Source organism: Promicromonospora sp. NPDC090134, from assembly GCF_044746965.1.
GTDB lineage: Bacteria > Actinomycetota > Actinomycetes > Actinomycetales > Cellulomonadaceae > Promicromonospora.
On sequence record NZ_JBIVCZ010000017.1, the window covers coordinates 18,504 to 35,375 of the forward strand.

General features: G+C 71.5%; 16 protein-coding genes. 13 read left to right on the forward strand and 3 right to left on the reverse strand.

What is annotated here, in order from left to right; translation table 11 throughout:
* The first annotated feature begins 80 nt into the window (after positions 1 to 80).
* The 5 genes from ACIPN7_RS28910 to ACIPN7_RS28930 all read left to right on the forward strand — a co-directional run bounded on the left by ACIPN7_RS28910 (position 81) and on the right by ACIPN7_RS28930 (position 7,147).
* Positions 81 to 536, forward strand: a complete 456-nt coding sequence (locus ACIPN7_RS28910; RefSeq protein ID WP_400550517.1) for a cold-shock protein — start codon at positions 81 to 83, stop codon at positions 534 to 536.
* Positions 537 to 770: 234 nt separating this feature from the next.
* Positions 771 to 2,585, forward strand: a complete 1,815-nt coding sequence (locus ACIPN7_RS28915) for an ABC transporter substrate-binding protein (RefSeq protein ID WP_400550519.1) — start codon at positions 771 to 773, stop codon at positions 2,583 to 2,585.
* Between the two features lie 195 nt (positions 2,586 to 2,780).
* Positions 2,781 to 4,301 carry an ABC transporter permease gene (locus tag ACIPN7_RS28920; RefSeq protein WP_400550521.1) on the forward strand — a complete coding sequence of 507 codons (1,521 nt, stop codon included), beginning with the start codon at positions 2,781 to 2,783 and terminating at the stop codon, positions 4,299 to 4,301.
* A gap of 27 nt (positions 4,302 to 4,328) precedes the next feature.
* The gene (locus tag ACIPN7_RS28925) at positions 4,329 to 5,327 is read left to right on the forward strand and encodes an ABC transporter permease (protein WP_400550523.1); all 999 of its coding nucleotides are present in this window, start codon (positions 4,329 to 4,331) and stop codon (positions 5,325 to 5,327) included.
* A 2-nt stretch (positions 5,328 to 5,329) separates the two neighbouring features.
* Complete coding sequence (locus ACIPN7_RS28930) at positions 5,330 to 7,147, forward strand: ABC transporter ATP-binding protein (protein WP_400550525.1); 1,818 nt, start codon at positions 5,330 to 5,332, stop codon at positions 7,145 to 7,147.
* Positions 7,148 to 7,212: 65 nt separating this feature from the next.
* Here the strand turns inward: ACIPN7_RS28930 and ACIPN7_RS28935 are convergent, their stop codons facing one another.
* Complete coding sequence (locus ACIPN7_RS28935) at positions 7,213 to 8,181, reverse strand: hypothetical protein (RefSeq protein WP_400550527.1); 969 nt, start codon at positions 8,179 to 8,181, stop codon at positions 7,213 to 7,215.
* Positions 8,182 to 8,270: 89 nt separating this feature from the next.
* On the reverse strand, positions 8,271 to 9,218 hold the full coding sequence (gene dapD, locus ACIPN7_RS28940) for a 2,3,4,5-tetrahydropyridine-2,6-dicarboxylate N-succinyltransferase (protein ID WP_400550529.1): 948 nt from the start codon (positions 9,216 to 9,218) through the stop codon (positions 8,271 to 8,273).
* A gap of 42 nt (positions 9,219 to 9,260) precedes the next feature.
* On the opposite strand from dapD, the gene dapE reads away from it, so the two are divergent.
* From dapE to ACIPN7_RS28960, 4 genes are all read left to right on the forward strand, one after another.
* On the forward strand, positions 9,261 to 10,409 hold the full coding sequence (dapE, locus tag ACIPN7_RS28945; protein WP_400550530.1) for a succinyl-diaminopimelate desuccinylase: 1,149 nt from the start codon (positions 9,261 to 9,263) through the stop codon (positions 10,407 to 10,409).
* 9 nt (positions 10,410 to 10,418) lie between these two features.
* Positions 10,419 to 11,270, forward strand: a complete 852-nt coding sequence (locus ACIPN7_RS28950; RefSeq protein WP_400550532.1) for a TIGR00730 family Rossman fold protein — start codon at positions 10,419 to 10,421, stop codon at positions 11,268 to 11,270.
* 12 nt (positions 11,271 to 11,282) lie between these two features.
* The gene (gene folP, locus ACIPN7_RS28955) at positions 11,283 to 12,227 is read left to right on the forward strand and encodes a dihydropteroate synthase (RefSeq protein WP_400550533.1); all 945 of its coding nucleotides are present in this window, start codon (positions 11,283 to 11,285) and stop codon (positions 12,225 to 12,227) included.
* Between the two features lie 170 nt (positions 12,228 to 12,397).
* On the forward strand, positions 12,398 to 12,565 hold the full coding sequence (locus ACIPN7_RS28960; RefSeq protein WP_084467633.1) for a DUF3117 domain-containing protein: 168 nt from the start codon (positions 12,398 to 12,400) through the stop codon (positions 12,563 to 12,565).
* Positions 12,566 to 12,629: 64 nt separating this feature from the next.
* Here ACIPN7_RS28960 and ACIPN7_RS28965 read toward each other — a convergent pair whose 3' ends face one another.
* Positions 12,630 to 13,202 carry an O-methyltransferase gene (locus ACIPN7_RS28965; RefSeq protein WP_350224564.1) on the reverse strand — a complete coding sequence of 191 codons (573 nt, stop codon included), beginning with the start codon at positions 13,200 to 13,202 and terminating at the stop codon, positions 12,630 to 12,632.
* 175 nt (positions 13,203 to 13,377) lie between these two features.
* On the opposite strand from ACIPN7_RS28965, the gene sigE reads away from it, so the two are divergent.
* From sigE to ACIPN7_RS28985, 4 genes are read left to right on the forward strand one after another with little or no spacing between them, the layout of a single operon-like run.
* The gene (gene sigE / locus ACIPN7_RS28970; RefSeq protein WP_400550535.1) at positions 13,378 to 13,983 is read left to right on the forward strand and encodes an RNA polymerase sigma factor SigE; all 606 of its coding nucleotides are present in this window, start codon (positions 13,378 to 13,380) and stop codon (positions 13,981 to 13,983) included.
* A complete protein-coding gene (locus tag ACIPN7_RS28975; protein WP_400550537.1) occupies positions 13,980 to 14,918 on the forward strand; it encodes a zf-HC2 domain-containing protein in 939 nt (312 codons plus the stop codon). The genes sigE and ACIPN7_RS28975 overlap by 4 nt, the downstream gene beginning before the upstream one ends.
* Complete coding sequence (locus tag ACIPN7_RS28980; RefSeq protein ID WP_400550538.1) at positions 14,915 to 16,405, forward strand: trypsin-like peptidase domain-containing protein; 1,491 nt, start codon at positions 14,915 to 14,917, stop codon at positions 16,403 to 16,405. Before ACIPN7_RS28975 ends, ACIPN7_RS28980 begins: the two co-directional genes overlap by 4 nt.
* Before the next feature lie 56 nt (positions 16,406 to 16,461).
* Positions 16,462 to 16,848 carry a twin-arginine translocase TatA/TatE family subunit gene (locus tag ACIPN7_RS28985; RefSeq protein ID WP_400550540.1) on the forward strand — a complete coding sequence of 129 codons (387 nt, stop codon included), beginning with the start codon at positions 16,462 to 16,464 and terminating at the stop codon, positions 16,846 to 16,848.
* Positions 16,849 to 16,872: the final 24 nt, after the last annotated feature.

Genomic DNA, 16,872 nt, shown 5'->3' on the forward strand with positions numbered 1-16,872 from the left:
CGTGTACGTTGCCCAGGCGGAGTTGGACAAGCGTCCTAGACTCGAAGTTGGAGCGTTTCTCACGAGGTGGAGTGTGTGCCGTGGTTCAAGGCAAGGTCATCAGGTTCGACGAGGTTCGCGGCTATGGGTTCGTTGCCCCGGACACCGGTGGGGACGACGTGTTCATCCACGTCAACGACCTCGAGTTCGACAAGCGCAACCTCGCGGTGGGCGCGGTCGTGGACTTCGCGGTGGAGGACGGCGACCGGGGCCTGAAGGCCTCGACGGTCACGCTGGTGACACCGGCGCCCGCCCTGGCCCCGGCGATGGCGTCGGCCGCCGTCGGCGCGGGTGCGACCACCACGCCCGTCCCGACCTTCCTCCCGCCTCTGCCCGACGCCGGGTCGCGGCCCGACGGCGAGGGCCCGTCCGAGCGTGAGCTCGCGGTCGAGGTGACCGAGGTGCTGCTCGCCGCGGTGCCGACGCTGACCGCCGAACAGGTGCTCGCGACCCGGGGTGCGTTCGTCGCGGTGGCGCGTTCGCACGGATGGGTGTGAAATTTCACCCGAGGTGTTACCGCCCTGTTTCCGTCCTTGATGCGCGGCGACGGTGCCGCTACGGAGCGATATCAGGTCGGTAACGATCAGTTCCGGCAAACGGCGAAGTAGGGCAAACCCTCCCATCGCGTGAGTAGCGTGAGCGGAAACCATGACGGTGACGGACATCTCACCCCCGAGCGCTGCGGCGTGTCGGGGGTGACTACGGCGCCGGCATTCCCCTGAGGAGGAACATTGAAGATCAGGCGACTGAGCGCCGCCGTCGCGGTGGCTGCCAGTGGCGCGCTGCTGTTCTCGGCGTGCACCAGCCCCGCGGGTAGCGACGACCCGGCCGAAGGTGAAGCCACTGCGACCTCGGCCTCGGCCGACGGCCCGTGCAAGGCGGATCTCGGGGAAGTCACCACCGCCGACGGTGAGATCAAGGTGTCCGTCGAGGACGAGTTCCTCGGCTACAACTCGAACACCCCGGAGACCTACTCCACCTACAACAGCGCGGTGACCGAGCGCCTCTTCGGCGGCTTCTGGTACTTCGGCAACGACGGTTCCATCTGCACCGACGAGGAGTACGGCACCTACGAGGCGCTGTCCGAGGACCCGCTGCAGGTCGAGTACACCCTCAACGACGAGGCTGCCTGGTCCGACGGCACCCCGATCACCTACGCCGACTACCTGCTCGACTGGGCTGTCCAGGCGATCACCGAGGACGGCAAGGTCACCAAGGACGGCTCCGAGGTCCCGCTGTTCAACCACATCTCCGGCCTGACCCTGGGTGACTACGTCCCCGAGGGCCCGCAGGCGGACTCCCCGGACGCGAAGTCGTTCACCTACGACTACGAGCGCGTGTACGCCGACTGGAAGATCCAGATCGGCTCGCCGTTCCCCGCACACGTCGTCGCCGAGCAGGCCGGCGTGTCCACCGAGGAGCTCGTCACCGCCATCCAGGACCTCGACCTCGACGTCCTGAAGAAGGCCGCCAAGTTCTGGAACGAGGGCTGGCTGTCGCAGCCGGGTGAGGTTCCGGACCCGGCGATCGCCCCGGTCAGCGGCCCGTACAACTTCAAGGCGGACGGCTGGGAGGCCGGTCAGTACATCACCCTCGAGGCGAACGACAAGTACTGGGGCACGCCTGCCGCCACGAAGGAGCTGACGATCCGCTTCGTCGCCGCCGACGCCCAGATCCAGGCGCTCGCCAACGGTGACCTCGACGTCATCCAGCCGAACGGCCCCACGGTCGACACGGTGACGCAGCTCGAGCAGCTCGGTGACGCCGTCACGGTGGACACCAACCAGAACCTGACCTGGGAGCACCTCGACTTCAACTTCAACTCGGGCATCTTCTCCGACTCGCTGGAGGCCCGTGAGGCGTTCGCGCTCTGCGTGCCGCGCCAGAAGATCGTGGACGACCTGATCAAGCCGATCGCCCCCGAGGCCGTCGTCATGGACGCCCGCGAGGTCTTCCCGTTCCAGGACAACTACGAGGACGTCGTCTCGCAGTCCTACAACGGTCAGTACGACGAGGTCGACCTCGACGCCGCCAAGGAGAAGTTCGCTGCCGCGGGCCTCAAGGAGGGCGAGAAGGTTCGCATCGGCTACGCCGCGCCGAACCCGCGTCGTGCCGCCGAGGTCGAGGCCATCAAGTCCTCGTGCGACCAGGTCGGCTTCGACATCGTCGACAACGCCGCGCCGGACTTCTTCGACAAGGACCTGCCGAACGGTGACTACGAGGTGGCGCTGTTCGCCTGGGCCGGCTCGGGCCAGATCGCCTCGGGCGAGAACATCTACTCGACCACGGGTCAGCAGAACTACGGCGGCTACTCCGACGAGACGGTCGACGAGGCGTGGAAGACGCTGGCCGGGACCACGGACGAGGCGGTGCACGCCGAGCAGACCGTGATCATCGAGAAGCAGCTGTGGGACACGCTCTTCGGTATCCCGCTGTTCGCCCACCCGGGCGTCATCGCCAGCAGCTCGAGCCTGGAGAACGTGCGCAACACCGCCGCCCAGAGCGGCGTCGTGTGGAACTCGGAGCAGTGGGCCCGCGCCTCCTGACGCGAGCCTGACGCAAGACCTGCGGGGAAGGGTGCCTCTGGTCCCCTTCCCCGTAGGGCTGTTCGCTCCAGGTCAGGACTATTTCCCGTCCCGACCTGGGCGAATGGCGGCAATTTTCATCCGGTGTCCTATAGTGACACGCTGATCGCATTCCCCAGCAGACGCCGTGCTGCGTCCGCCTCGAAGGGCCAACCCGTGCTCAAGTTCATCCTCCGGCGCATCGGCGCCTCGGCGCTCGTCCTGCTGGGCGCCTCATTGCTCATGTATGTCCTGACCATCAACTCTGGCGATCCGCTCAAGGACCTGCGCGAGTCCAACGTCCAGAACAAGCAGCAGCTCATCGACCAGCGGATCGCGCTGATGCGGCTCGACGATCCGTGGTACGAGCGGTACTGGGACTGGCTCAAGGGTGTCGGAGGCTGTTTCACCGGGAACTGCGACCTCGGCGTCACCATCAACGGCGTCGACGTGCTGGGCCTGACCCAGCAGGCGGCGGTGTCGACGCTGCGCCTTATCACCGTGTCCACGCTGCTCGCCATCGTCGTCGGCATCGCGCTGGGCATCCTCACCGCGATCCGCCAGTACTCGGGCTTCGACTACTCGGTGACCTTCAGCGCGTTCCTCTTCTTCTCGCTGCCGGTCTTCTGGGCGGCGACGCTGCTCAAGGAGTACGCGGCCATCCAGTACAACAACTGGATCGCGGTGGGCCAGTACGCCCCATGGACCATAGTCATCATCGCCGTGGTGTCGGGATTCCTGATCCAGGCGGTGCTGGGCGGGAGCAGGAAACGCCGGCTGGTCACAGCGGCGGCGGTCTTCGCGTTCGTCACGATCATGCTGTTCGTCTTCAACGCCCTCGACTGGTGGCGCAACCCGATGTTCGGCATCGGCGGCGTGCTCCTGGTCTCGGCCGCGGCGGGCGTGCTCGTCACCGCGCTCGTCGCGGGCCTGCGCAACCGGCGCGCGCTCTACGCGGCACTCACCACCGTCGTCGTCGGCGTTGTCGCCTACCTCGCCTTTGCCCCGCTCCTGGTCAACCAGCCGTCCTGGGCGCTGCTCGCCGGGCTGTTCGTGCTCGCGATCGTCGTCTCGGTGGCCATCGGCGCCGCCTGGGGTGGTTACGCCCGCAAGCAGTCGATGCTCGTCACCGGTATCACCGGCGTCATCACCAGCCTCATGGTCTTCGCGGACCTCCTGATCGCCCACTGGGCCAGCTTCCTGGGCGTCAAGTCGCGACCCATCTCGACGATCGGCTCGCAGACCCCGAACTTCACCGGCGGGTTCTGGGAGCAGGTGCTCGACATGGCCACGCAGATCCTGCTGCCGACCATCCTGCTCACGCTTGTCTCCGTGGCGACGCACTCGCGGTACACGCGCTCGTCGATGCTCGAGACCCTGAACCAGGACTACGTGCGCACGGCCCGGTCGAAGGGCCTGTCGGAGCGTGAGGTCATCGTCAAGCACGCCTTCCGCAACGCGCTGATCCCGATCACGACGATCGTCGCGTTCGACTTCGCGGCCCTCATCGGCGGCGCGGTCATCACCGAGCAGGTGTTTGGCTGGAAGGGCATGGGCGCGCTGTTCCAGGACGGCCTGAACGCCGTGGACCCGGCGCCGGTCATGGCGTTCTTCCTCGTCACGGGCGTTGCCGCCGTGCTGATGAACCTGCTGGCAGACATCGCGTACGCGGCCCTCGACCCCCGGATCCGGCGCTGAGCGCGGGCCACGGCAGGAGACACAGACATGAGTGACATCAGGAACAGCAACCCTGGCGGCGAGGACTACGAGCCCCAGGTGTCCGTGGCCAGCACCGACGCGATCGGCCTTGCGGCCGGCGGCTCGGCGGCCCCGCTGCCCGGCGAGGACAAGTCCTACAGCCAGGGCCAGCTCGTCGCCCGCCGGTTCTTCCGGCACCGGGCGGCGCTCAGCTCGATGATCGTGCTCGGCATCATCATCATCGTGGCCTTCACGTCGATCGGCATCGGCCCGATCCCCGGGTGGTGGCCCAACAGCTACACGCTGCAGTACGACAAGATCGGTGACGGCGCACCCACCTGGCAGTACCCCTTCGGTCAGGACACCGGCGGCAAGGACTACTTCGCCCTGGTCATGCGCGGCACCCAGTTCTCGCTGATCATCGCCTTCGCCGTCGGCATCATCTCCACGGTCGTGGGCACGCTGATCGGGGCCCTGGCGGGCTTCTACCGCGGCTGGGTCGAGTCGGTCCTCATGCGGCTGACGGACGTCTTCATCGTCATCCCCCTGCTGGTTGTCGCGGCCGTGCTCGGCAAGACGGCGTCGGGCTGGGGGATCTGGGGCCTGGCCCTCGTGCTCGGCCTGGTCACCTGGACCAGCCTGGCGCGCCTGGTGCGCGGTGAGGTGCTCTCGCTGCGTGAGCGCGACTTCGTGCTCGCCGCCCAGGCGGTCGGCACGAGCCCGTGGCGCATCATCAGCAAGCACGTGCTGCCCAACGCCGTCGGCGTGATCATCGTGTCCGCCACGCTCTCGATCTCCAGCGCGATCCTGCTGGAGACCTCGCTGAGCTTCCTCGGTTTTGGTGTCCAGGCGCCCGACACCTCGCTCGGCACGCTCATCTCCGAGTACCAGGCCGCGTTCACGACCCGGCCGTGGCTGTTCTGGTGGCCGGGCCTGATGATCCTCGCCATCGCCCTGTGCGTGAACTTCATCGGCGACGGCCTGCGCGACGCGTTCGACCCCCGCCAGAACCGGAGCAAGGACTGAGAATGACCACTCTCGACATCAGCGTGCCGGGCTCTGCTTCGGCGACCGGTGACGCCGTCCTCTCCTTCGAGGACCTCAACGTCACGTTCAAGACCGAGTTCGGCGACGTGCACGCCGTCAAGGGCATCGACCTGGAGGTCCGGCCCGGCGAGGTCGTCGCGCTCGTGGGCGAGTCCGGCTCGGGCAAGTCCGTCACCTCGATGACGGCGCTCGGCCTGCTGCCCCGCAACGCGCGCGTCGGCGGCACGATCCGCGTGGGTGACAAGGAGGTCAGCGGCCTCGACGGCCGGGGCCTGCGCAACATGCGCGGCAACGACGTGGCCATGGTGTTCCAGGAGCCCATGACCGCCCTGAACCCGGTGCTCACGATCGGCGACCAGCTCACCGAGGGCCTGCAGCTGCACGGCATCGCGTTCGGCAAGCAGGCCATGGCGCGAGCGGCCGAGCTGCTCGCCATGGTCGGCATCCCCGAGCCCGAGCGCCGCCTCAAGCAGTACCCGCACGAGCTCTCCGGCGGTCAGCGCCAGCGCGTGGTCATCGCCATGGCCATCGCGTGCGACCCCAAGGTGATCATCGCCGACGAGCCCACCACGGCCCTCGACGTGACCGTACAGGCCGACATCCTCGACCTGCTGCGCTCGCTCAAGGACAAGCTGAACACGGGCATCCTGCTGATCACCCACAACATGGGCGTCGTGGCGGACATGGCCGACCGCGTCGCCGTCATGCTCAAGGGCGACCTCGTGGAGACGGGCACCGCCGACCAGGTGCTCAACCACCCGCGGCACGAGTACACGAAGCGCCTGCTGGCCGCCGTGCCCCACCTGGGGTCCGGGCCGGGCCAGTTCGGCGACGTCGCCCCGGTCGAGGCGGCGCCCGAGGACCTGCCCGCGCTCGACCTGGGCAACCTCGTCATCGAGTACCACCGGGTGGGCAAGCCCACCTTCCGGGCCGTCGACGACGTGTCGCTGTCCGTGGCGCAGGGCGAGATCGTGGGCCTGGTGGGGGAGTCGGGCTCCGGCAAGTCCACCATCGCCAAGTGCGCGCTGGGGCTCATCCCCGCGGCCTCCGGTTCGGTGTCGATCCTCGGGACCGACTTCGGCAAGCTGCGCGGCAAGGAGCTCAAGGCCCTGCGCAAGCGCATCGGCGTCGTGTTCCAGGACCCGGCGTCGTCGCTCAACCCGCGCCTGCCGATCGGTGACGTGATCGCCGAGCCGCTCGTGGTGCACAAGGAGGGCGACGACCGGTCGCGCCGGCGCCGGGTGCTGGAGCTGCTCGACGCCGTCGAGCTGCCGCGCAGCGCCTTCAACCGGTACCCGCACGAGCTCTCCGGCGGCCAGCGCCAGCGCGTGAGCATCGCCCGCGCCCTGACGCTCGACCCCGAGCTGCTGGTCGCGGACGAGCCGACGTCGGCCCTGGACGTGTCCGTGCAGGCCAACGTGCTCAAGATGTTCACGGCGCTGCAGGAGCGGTACAAGTTCGCCTGCCTCTTCGTGAGCCACGACCTCGCGGTGATCGACCTGCTGGCCCACCGCGTGGTGGTGCTGCAGAACGGCCGGATCGTGGAGCAGGGCCCGCGCGAGGAGGTGCTGCACCACCCCAGCGAGGAGTACACGCAGCGCCTCATCGCGGCGGCTCCCGTGCCGGAGCCGCTGGAGCAGCGGCGCCGTCGCGAGGCGCGGCACGCGCTGCTGAACAAGCTCGGCGACGACGTCGCGGAGCTGCACATCGAGGACGACTACGAGCGCCCGCGGCCGAAGCAGGACGAGGGCGGCAACCCCTCCGGCCTGAGCGGCTTCATGGCCGACGGCGGGAACTGACCCGCCCCGTAGACGTGTCAGACCCTCAGGTCACCCCGGTGACCTGAGGGTCTGACACGTTTCCGCTACTCCGCGGCGTCCACCGTGATGCGGACCTCGCCGGGGTTCAGCCGCGTCTCGGCCTCGGTCCAGGCGGCCTCGTCGCGCAGCCACACCTGGTCGTCCACGTGCACCTCGACCGCCTGCGTGGCCTGGGCCGTCGCGACGGCCCACTGGGCGGTGGCCCAGGCGCCGCGCACCGGGTCGTCGGGCGTCAGCGGCGTCGCGTCCACCGTCACGGTCGCCGACGCCGGGTCCTGCCGGTTGGGGTCCGCCGCACCGGTCGCGGGCGCGAGCCCGAGGTCCCGGCCCAGGCGGCCCGCCACGACGTCGCGGGCGGCCTCGGGGGCGATCTGGTCGCCGTCGGCCACCGGGGCGAGCTCGCAGGACAGGGCGGCGGGGGAGTTGCCCGTGAGGGCCGAGGCCCAGGCGCGCGACCGCGTCTCGTGCTGGGCGTACGCGTCGGGGTAGGCGGAGCGCTGCACGGTCTGCGCGGCGTCCGTCACCTCCATGTCCTCGTACCCCTCGACCTCGACCAGCACGTCGTAGAAGGCGTTGGTCGAGTAGGCCGGGTCGAGGATCTCGTCGACGGTGCCCCAGCCCTGGGACGGCCGCTGCTGGAACAGCCCCACGGAGTCGCGGTCGCCGTAGTCGATGTTGATGAGCTTGGACTCCTGCAGCGCCGTGGCCAGGCCGATCGTGGCCGCCCGGGCGGGCAGGCCGCGGGCCACCGCGGTGCCGGCCACGAGCGCCGCGTTGTCCGCCTGGTCGGGCGAGAGGTACCAGTTCGCGTCCTCCAGCACCGCCGTGCAGCGCTCGGTCACGGGGCCGGACCCCGCGAGGCGGTTCAGCCCCACGACGACGCCCACGGTCGCGACCACGCACACGGCCCCGACCGCCACGACGTACTTCAGGGCGCGCCCGACCGACCGCGGCGGCGTGGAGCCGTCTGCGGGTGGCGGGACCGACGAACCGGTCTCAGCCAGGAGGGCCATACGAGCTCCCTGTCGTCCGGGGCGGTATCAGGAGGGCCACGAATTGTAATCCGCCTGGTCAGGGATGGTGCAAAACGGGGACGCGTGCCTCAGTTGGTGTGCAGCACCTCGTTGAGCTCGATGCCGACGCCGGTCCGGTCGAGCACCTCGACGGCGCCCGTGGTGGAGTTGCGCCGGAACAGCAGGTTGCTGCGGCCTGCGAGGTCGCGCGCCTTGACGGGGGCGGTGCCGTCGCCGTACGGGTCGGCCGCCGCGCCGAGCACCGTCACCTTGGTACCCGCCGTGAGGTACAGGCCGGCCTCGACCACGCAGTCGTCGCCGAGGGGGATGCCGAGGCCCGCGTTGGCGCCCAGCAGGCAGCGCTCGCCGAGCGACACGACCTGCTTGCCGCCGCCGGACAGGGTGCCCATGATCGATGCGCCGCCGCCGACGTCGGACCCGTCGCCGACCGTGACGCCCGCCGAGATGCGGCCCTCGACCATGGACGTGCCGAGCGTGCCCGCGTTGAAGTTGACGAAGCCCTCGTGCATCACGGTGGTGCCCGGTGCGAGGTACGCGCCGAGGCGGACGCGGTCGGCGTCGGCGATGCGGACGCCCGACGGGACGAGGTAGTCGACCATGCGGGGGAACTTGTCGACGCCGAACACGGTGACGTGGCCGCGCGTCCGCAGGCGCAGACGGGTCTCCTCGAAGCCGTCCACGGCGCACGGGCCGGCGCTGGTCCAGACCACGTTCGTCAGGGCCCCGAAGATGCCGTCCATGTTGAGCCCGTGCGGGCGGACCAGGCGGGCGGACAGCAGGTGGAGCCGCAGGTACGCGTCGGAGACGCTCGTGGGCGGGTCGGCGAGGTCGATCTGCGTGGTCACGACCTCGAGCCGGACCCGCCGCACGTCGTCCGTGCCGGCGGCCGCGGCGAGCGACTCGGGCGGCGTGGCGCCGGCGGGCGCGTCGCCGAGGGCGGGCGCCGGGTACCAGGTGTCGAGGGTGGTGCCGTCGTCGGCGATCGTGGCAAGGCCGAAGCCCCATGCGGTCGTCATGCGTCCAGCCTAACGGCCACGCGGAGCCCATAGGCTTGCCCTGTGGACACCGCGATCGACCCTGCCCTGCTCGACCCGTCCGGTGAGGGTGCCGACCTGGTCGCCCTCACCCGGATCCTCTGCGACATCCCGTCCGTCAGCGGCGACGAGAAGGCCCTCGCCGACGCGATCGAGGCGGTCCTGCGGGGCCTCCCGCACCTGGAGGTGCTGCGCGACGGCGACGCCCTGGTGGCCCGGACGCACCTCGGCCGCGACCGGCGCGTCGTCGTGGCCGGGCACATCGACACCGTGCCGATCGCGGACAACCTGCCGACCCGGCTGGTCGAGCGGGACGGCGCGGGCACCGACGGCGGGCTGGACGCCGTCCTCTGGGGCCGCGGCACCGTCGACATGCTGGGCGGCGTCGCCGTGGCCCTCGCGCTGGCGGCCGAGCTCGGGGCGCCCGGCACCGCGCCCGCCCACGACCTGACGTGGATCTTCTACGACCACGAGGAGGTGGACTCCGCGCTGAACGGCCTGGGCCGGCTGGCGCGCAGCCACCCCGAGCTCCTGCGGGGCGACTTCGCGATCCTGGGGGAGCCCTCGAACGCCGGGATCGAGGGCGGCTGCAACGGCACGATGCGCGTCGAGGTGCGCACGCACGGCGTCGCCGCGCACTCGGCGCGGGCCTGGACCGGGCAGAACGCGATCCACGCGGTCGCGCCGGTGCTGACCCGGTTGGCGGCCTACGAGCCGCGTGAGGTCGAGGTGGACGGTCTGGTCTATCGCGAGGGCCTCAACGCCGTGCGGATCGAGGGCGGCATCGCGGGCAACGTGATCCCGGACGCGTGCACGGTGGAGGTGAACTACAGATTCGCCCCCTCGCGCTCCGTCGCGGAGGCGGAGGCCCACCTGCGGGAGGTCTTCCACGGTTTCGAGGTCCTCGTGACCGACGCCGCCGGCGGCGCCCGCCCGGGTCTCGACGACCCGCTGGCTGCGCAGTTCGTGAAGTCGGTGCTGGCCACGACGGGTGGCGCCCCTGCCCCCAAGTACGGGTGGACCGACGTCGCCCGGTTCTCGGAGCTGGGGGTGCCCGCGGTGAACTTCGGGCCCGGTGACCCGCTGCTCGCGCACAAGGACGACGAGCACCTGCCGGTCGCGCAGCTCGCGCAGTGCCGGGACGCGCTGCGAGCCTGGCTCCTGGACGACTAGTTTGGACGCATGAGCGACGACGGCATTCCACAGTCCGGCCGCGGCTATCGCCGTGGTCCGGTGCTCCTGCGCGGGAACCAGATCCCGCGCACCACGACGGACCAGCGACTCCTGGCCTCCGACCAGGACACCGACTGGCTGCACTCCGACCCGTGGCGGGTGCTGCGCATCCAGAGCGAGTTCGTCGAGGGTTTCGGCGCGCTGGCCGAGCTCGGCCAGGCCGTCTCGGTGTTCGGCTCGGCGCGCACCAAGCCGGGGCACGCGGACTACGCCGCCGGTGAGACCGTGGGCCGGCTGCTGGTCGAGGCCGGCTACGCCGTCATCACGGGTGGCGGGCCCGGGATCATGGAGGCCGCGAACAAGGGCGCCGCCGAGGCGGGCGGCACGTCCGTGGGCCTCGGTATCGAGCTGCCCTTCGAGCAGGGCGTGAACGAGTACGTCAATCTCGGAATCAACTTCCGCTACTTCTTCGCGCGAAAGACGATGTTCCTGAAGTATGCGCAGGGATTCATCGTCATGCCGGGCGGTTTCGGTACCTTCGACGAGCTCTTCGAGGCCGTCACCCTGGTGCAGACGCACAAGGTCACCCAGTTCCCGATCGTCCTGGTGGGAAAGAAGTACTGGGGCGGGCTCCTGGAGTGGGTCCGGACGACGGCGCTGGAGCACGGTGTCATCAGCGCCGCCGATCTCGACATCATCCACCTGACCGACGACCCGGCGGACGCGGTGCGGCACGTCGTCGACCGGGCCCACCAGATCGCGGCGGAGCAGGCGGCCCTGCAGGCGGCTGTCGCGGCAGAGCGCGCCACCGAGCAGGCGTCGGTCGCGGGCCGGCACGACGCCGTCGTGGGCAACTCCTAGGTGGACCGCGCGGTGGTTCCCGGGACGGCGGTTCCGCCGCCGTCCGAGCGGCTGGTGCTGCGCGGGCGCGAGGTGGGGCGGGCCGGCCGCGAGGTGCGCCCGGTCGTGATGGCGGTGCTCAACCGCACCACCGACTCGTTCTACGCACCCGCCCGGGTGCCCGACGACGCCGCGGCGCTGGCCGCCGCGGAGCGCGCCTGGGCCGACGGCGCCGAGATCCTGGACGTCGGCGGCGTGCGGGCGGGCAACGGTGCGCCCGTCGACGAGGCCGAGGAGATCCGGCGCGTCGTGCCGTTCGTGGCCGCCGTGCGCCGTACCGTGCCCGACCTGCTGGTCTCGGTCGACACGTGGCGTGCGGGGGTGGCCCGCGCCGCGATCGACGCCGGAGCCGACCTCGTCAACGACACCTGGGCCGGGCACGATCCCGGCCTCGTGGAGGTGGCGGGCGCCGCCGGCGTCGGCGTCGTCTGCTCCCACACGGGCGGCGCCCTGCCGCGCACCGACCCGTACCGCGTGGAGTACCCCCCGCCCGGCGGCGCGGGGGAGAAGGACGGGCGCGACGGGCTCGTGGCCGACGTCGTGGCGACCCTGCGGGCCGCCGCGGAACGGGCCGTGGCGTGCGGCGTTCCGCGCGAGTCCGTGCTCGTGGACCCGACCCACGACTTCGGCAAGAACACGTGGCACTCGCTGCATCTCCTGCGGCGCACCGAAGCGCTCGCCGGGCTCGGCTTCCCCTTGCTCATGGCGCTCTCCCGCAAGGACTTCGTGGGGGAGACGCTCGACCTGCCGCCCGAGGAGCGACTGGAGGGCACGCTGGCCGCGACGGCGGTGGCCGCGTGGCTCGGCGCGCGGGTCTTCCGGGCCCACGACGTGGTCGCGACGCGCCGGGTGCTCGACCTCGTGGCGGCCCTGCGCGACGAGGCGCCACCGGCCGCAGCCCTGAGGGGTCTTGCCTGAGCCCACGCACGATTCGACTCCCTTCCGGGCACCCGGTCGGGTGAACGAACGACGAATGGGCGAGTGGAAAGTAAGGGGCGCCATTTGAACTAGAATGGGTCTGTGCCCTCGGCGTTCGCCGGAGACATGAATGCTGCTACACACCGGACAACGGAATGGGAGAGCCACACATGGCTGCGATGAAGCCGCGAACGGGTGACGGACCGCTCGAGGTCACCAAGGAGGGGCGCGGCATTGTCATGCGTGTGCCGCTCGAGGGCGGCGGTCGGCTCGTCGTCGAGCTCAACGCGACCGAGGCCAGCGAGCTCGGAGACGCTCTCCAGACCGTCGTCGGCTGACCCGGCCGACCCGGTCTCCAGTCTTTCGGCGGCCGTCCGTCGCGAGAACCGGCCTCTCGGCAGGTCAGCGGCGGACGGCCAGCAGCAGCCCGTCCCCGCTCGGCAGCATGGCGGGCAGCACCCGCTCGTCGTTCCGCAGCGTCCGGCCCACCTCGCGCACCACGGTGGTGAGTTCGTCGCGACGTGCAGGGTCCGCCACCCGGTCCCGCAGCAGGGCGCTGTCGACGGCGAGCACGCCGCCCGGGCGCAGCAGCCGCAGGGCCTCGTCCACGTACTCGGGGTATGCGAGCGGGTCGCTCGCCACGAGCACCAGGTCGTAGGCGCCGTCCGCCAGCCGGGGCAGCACGTCCCCGGGCCGCCCGGGGATGATCCGCGTGCGGTGCGGGGCCACGCCGTCCTCCACGAACGCCGCTCGTGCGGCGCGCTGGTGCTCCACCTCCCGGTCGATCGTGGTGAGCTGGCCGTCCTGCGGCATGCCCCGCAGCAGCCAGAGCGCGGCCACCCCGGCCCCCGTGCCGACCTCCACCACGGCGTGCGCGTTCGTGGCGGCCGCGAGCACCCGGAGCACCGCCCCGACCCCGGGCAGCACGGCGGTGCAGCCCAGCTCCGAGGCGCGTTCGCGGGCGCGCAGCAGCACCTCGTCCTCGGGGACGAAGGCCTCGCTGTAGACCCAGGCCGCGACCCTGCCGTGGCCTGACGGCTCCGCTGTGCTGATGGCTTCCTCCGCTGAACCGGGCAGTTGTGTACATCACGTGCGGCGTCAGGGTACAGCCCGTGGGAACGCCTGGGCTTTGACGTACGTTGAGAGGACGATGACTTCTGTGAGCACTCGCCCAGCAGCAGACGCGGCCGCGTCGGTACCCTCCGGGGCCGGCGCGGCAGACCTGCCCTGGCAGCCGCCTACCTGGGAAGAGATCGTGCGCGAGCACTCCGCGCGCGTCTACCGGCTCGCCTACCGTCTGACCGGCAACAAGCAGGACGCCGAGGACCTGACGCAGGAGACCTTCATCCGGGTGTTCCGTTCGCTGTCCAGCTACACGCCGGGCACGTTCGAGGGCTGGCTGCACCGCATCACCACCAACCTGTTCCTGGACCAGGCGCGCCGCAAGAAGCGCATCCGCATGGAGGCGATGGGTGACGACGACGGCCACGTCGCCGACACCGGTGACTTCGGCCGGCCGGAGCGCGGGTACGAGCACGCCAACCTCGACGAGGACGTGCAGAAGGCGCTCGACGCCCTGCGCCCCGAGTACCGAGCTGCCGTGGTGCTGTGCGACATCGAGGGCCTGAGCTACGAGGAGATCGCCGTGACCCTGGGCGTCAAGCTCGGCACCGTGCGCTCCCGGATCCACCGCGCCCGCGCCCAGCTCCGCGACGCGCTGGAGCACCTCGCGCCGACGCGCGGGGGCGTGCGATGAGCCACCTCGGTGACCTGGTCAGCGCGCTGGCCGACGGGCAGCTCTCGCCCGCAGAGACGGAGCGCGCGCTCTCCCACGTGACGATGTGCCGCCTGTGCGCCCGCGAGCTCGACACGGCGCGCGCCGCCCGGCGGGCGCTCTCGTCGGCCGCCGACGTGGTGCCCGACCCGGCCCTCACCGCCCGCCTCATGGCGCTCCAGGCCAGCATCCCGTCCACGGACGAGGACCCGCTGCGCCGACCGTTCCTCGGGCCGGACCCACTCGCCGCGCCGGTGTGGCAGGCCTCGGGGCTCGGCGACTTCGACGGCCGGATCGACCGCCCGGCCCGCCGCCGCAGGACCGCCCGGATCACCGCGCTCGGCGTCGGCGGCGCGGGCGTCCTGGGCCTCGCGCTCTTCACGCTCGGCGACATGCCCGTGGTGTCCCCGCAGCTCTCCGCGCAGACCAGCATGACGATGCTCGGCCGCACGGGGCCCGACGCCGCGGCGGCCGGCCAGGACGTGCTCGCGGAGCTCGACGTGGCCCCCGGTCAGGTCACGCCCGCCGCGCTCGACTGGGCCACGGACAACGGCTGGGTGGCGCCCGCCGACCTGCCCGACGGCTACACGGTCTCGGCCATGCGCCTGGTGGGCGACCAGGGCCAGACGCTGGAGATCGACCTCACCGGGCCCTCGGGTCACGCCGTGGTGCGCGAGCGCGCCGGGCAGCTCGCCCAGGGCGGTACGACGGTCGGCGGCGTCCAGGTGCTCGCCACGGAGCCCGCCCACGTGGCGTGGCAGTCCGAGGACATGGTGGTCGACGTCGTCGCCGACGCGCCGGAGGAGGTGCTGACCGAGCTCGTGGCATCGTTCGGTGAGCATGGCTACGATGCCGGGGTCCTGCCCCGCATCGCCCGCGGGTGGCACACCGTGACAGGAGCCATCGAAAGCCCATGACCGACGAGAACCCGTTCGCGCCTCCCACACCGCGCGCAGCAGTGCCCCCCGCGAACGAGCCGGCGCCGGCCGCGGGACGCACGCCCGAACCCGCGCCCACGGGGACGCCGGCAGACCAGCCGGCCGCCGAGCGCCCGACGGAGCAGCTCCCGGCCCAGCACGTCCCGGCCCAGGGCCGGCCGACGCAGGGCCAGCCGACCCAGCAGCTTCCGGCGACGGGCTACCTGACGACGATCCCCGCGCCCTCGGCCGCCGGGCAGGACGCGCAGGCGCCGCACACGGGCTCCGAGCACCCGTCCACGTCCCACGCGGGGACCGACCCGCACGGCACGGGGCCCCACGGATCCGCCCCGTACGGCACGGCACAGCCGCCCCGGTCGCGCCGGAGCAGGCTCGGCGCGGGGGCGGTGTCCGCCGTCGTGCTGCTGGGTCTGCTCGCCGGTGCCGGCGGCGGCGTCGGCGCCTACGCGCTGCTGGACGCCCGCGGGACGGCGCGCCCGGCCGACGCCGCGCTGCCCCGGCCCGCCGCGGGCACCACCCACGTGGACCGCCCGGAGGGTTCGGTGGCCGCGATCGCCGCCGCGACGCTGCCGAGCGTGGTCTCGATCGAGGTGCGTGCCCAGCAGGGCGTGGCCACCGGGTCGGGCATGATCCTGAAGTCCGAGGGCTACATCCTCACGAACAACCACGTGGTCGCCGAGGCGGCCTCAGGGGCGGACGTGACGGTCACCTTCTCGGACGGCCACGAGCAGCCCGCCGAGCTGGTGGGGGCCACGCCGGACTACGACCTCGCCGTCATCCGGGTCGAGGAGACGGGGCTGGAGCCGCTCGTGCTGGGCGACTCCGACGACGTCGTGGTCGGCGACTCGGTGCTCGCCGTCGGCTCGCCGCTGGGCCTGGAGGCCACGGTGACCACCGGCATCGTCAGCGCGCTGCACCGCCCGGTCAAGGCGGGGGAGTCCGCGGAGGCGGCGTTCATCGACGCCATCCAGACGGACGCCGCGATCAACCCGGGCAACTCCGGCGGCCCGCTCGTCAACTCGGCGGGCGAGGTGATCGGCATCAACTCGGCCATCGCGCAGGGGCCGGGCACCGCCACCGCGACCGGCAACATCGGCCTCGGCTTCGCCATCCCGTCCAACCAGGCGCGGCACACGGCCGAGCAGCTCATCGAGACGGGCACCGCGACGTTCCCGATCATCGGCGTGCTGCTGGACCCCAGCTACCAGGGCGAGGGCGTCCAGGTGTCCGAGGAGGCCCAGCAGGGCACGCCCGCGGTGACGCCGGACGGTCCCGCCGACCAGGCGGGCATCAAGCCGGGCGACGTCATCCTCGCGGTCGACGGCCGCCCCGTGTCGGTGGCCGACGAGCTCATCGTCGCGATCCGCGCCAAGGCGCCCGGCGACCCGGTGACCCTCCAGGTGCGCTCCGGGAACGACGAGCGCGAGGTCCGCGTGGTGCTCGAAGAGCGGTCGAGCGGCCAGTGAACGGGATTCATCCGGTGTTCTCCGGGCCGTCCCGCGACGCGAGTAGGCTCTGACCCGTGTTCGGTATCAACGGCTGGGAGTTCGTGATCATCATCGTGATCGCGATGCTCGTCATCGGCCCGGAGCGGCTGCCCACCTACGCGGAGCAGCTCGGCGCGATGGTGCGCCGCGGCCGCGACCTGCTCCAGAACGCCAAGGCCCGCGTCGACGACGAGCTCGGGCCGGAGTTCAGCGACGTCGACTGGTCCAAGCTCGACCCGCGCCAGTACGACCCGCGCAGGATCGTGCGGGACGCGCTGATGGACGACAGCCCGTCCGAGTACTCCCGGTCCGCCGCCGCGCGGGCCGCGGACGGGGTGGCGGCCCGCAACGGCATGTCAGCGACGTCGGCCGGACCGGCCGCGGAACCCGGGAAGGCGCCGTACGACGACGAAGCGACCTGAGGATTCGGTGAGCGCGCATGGACC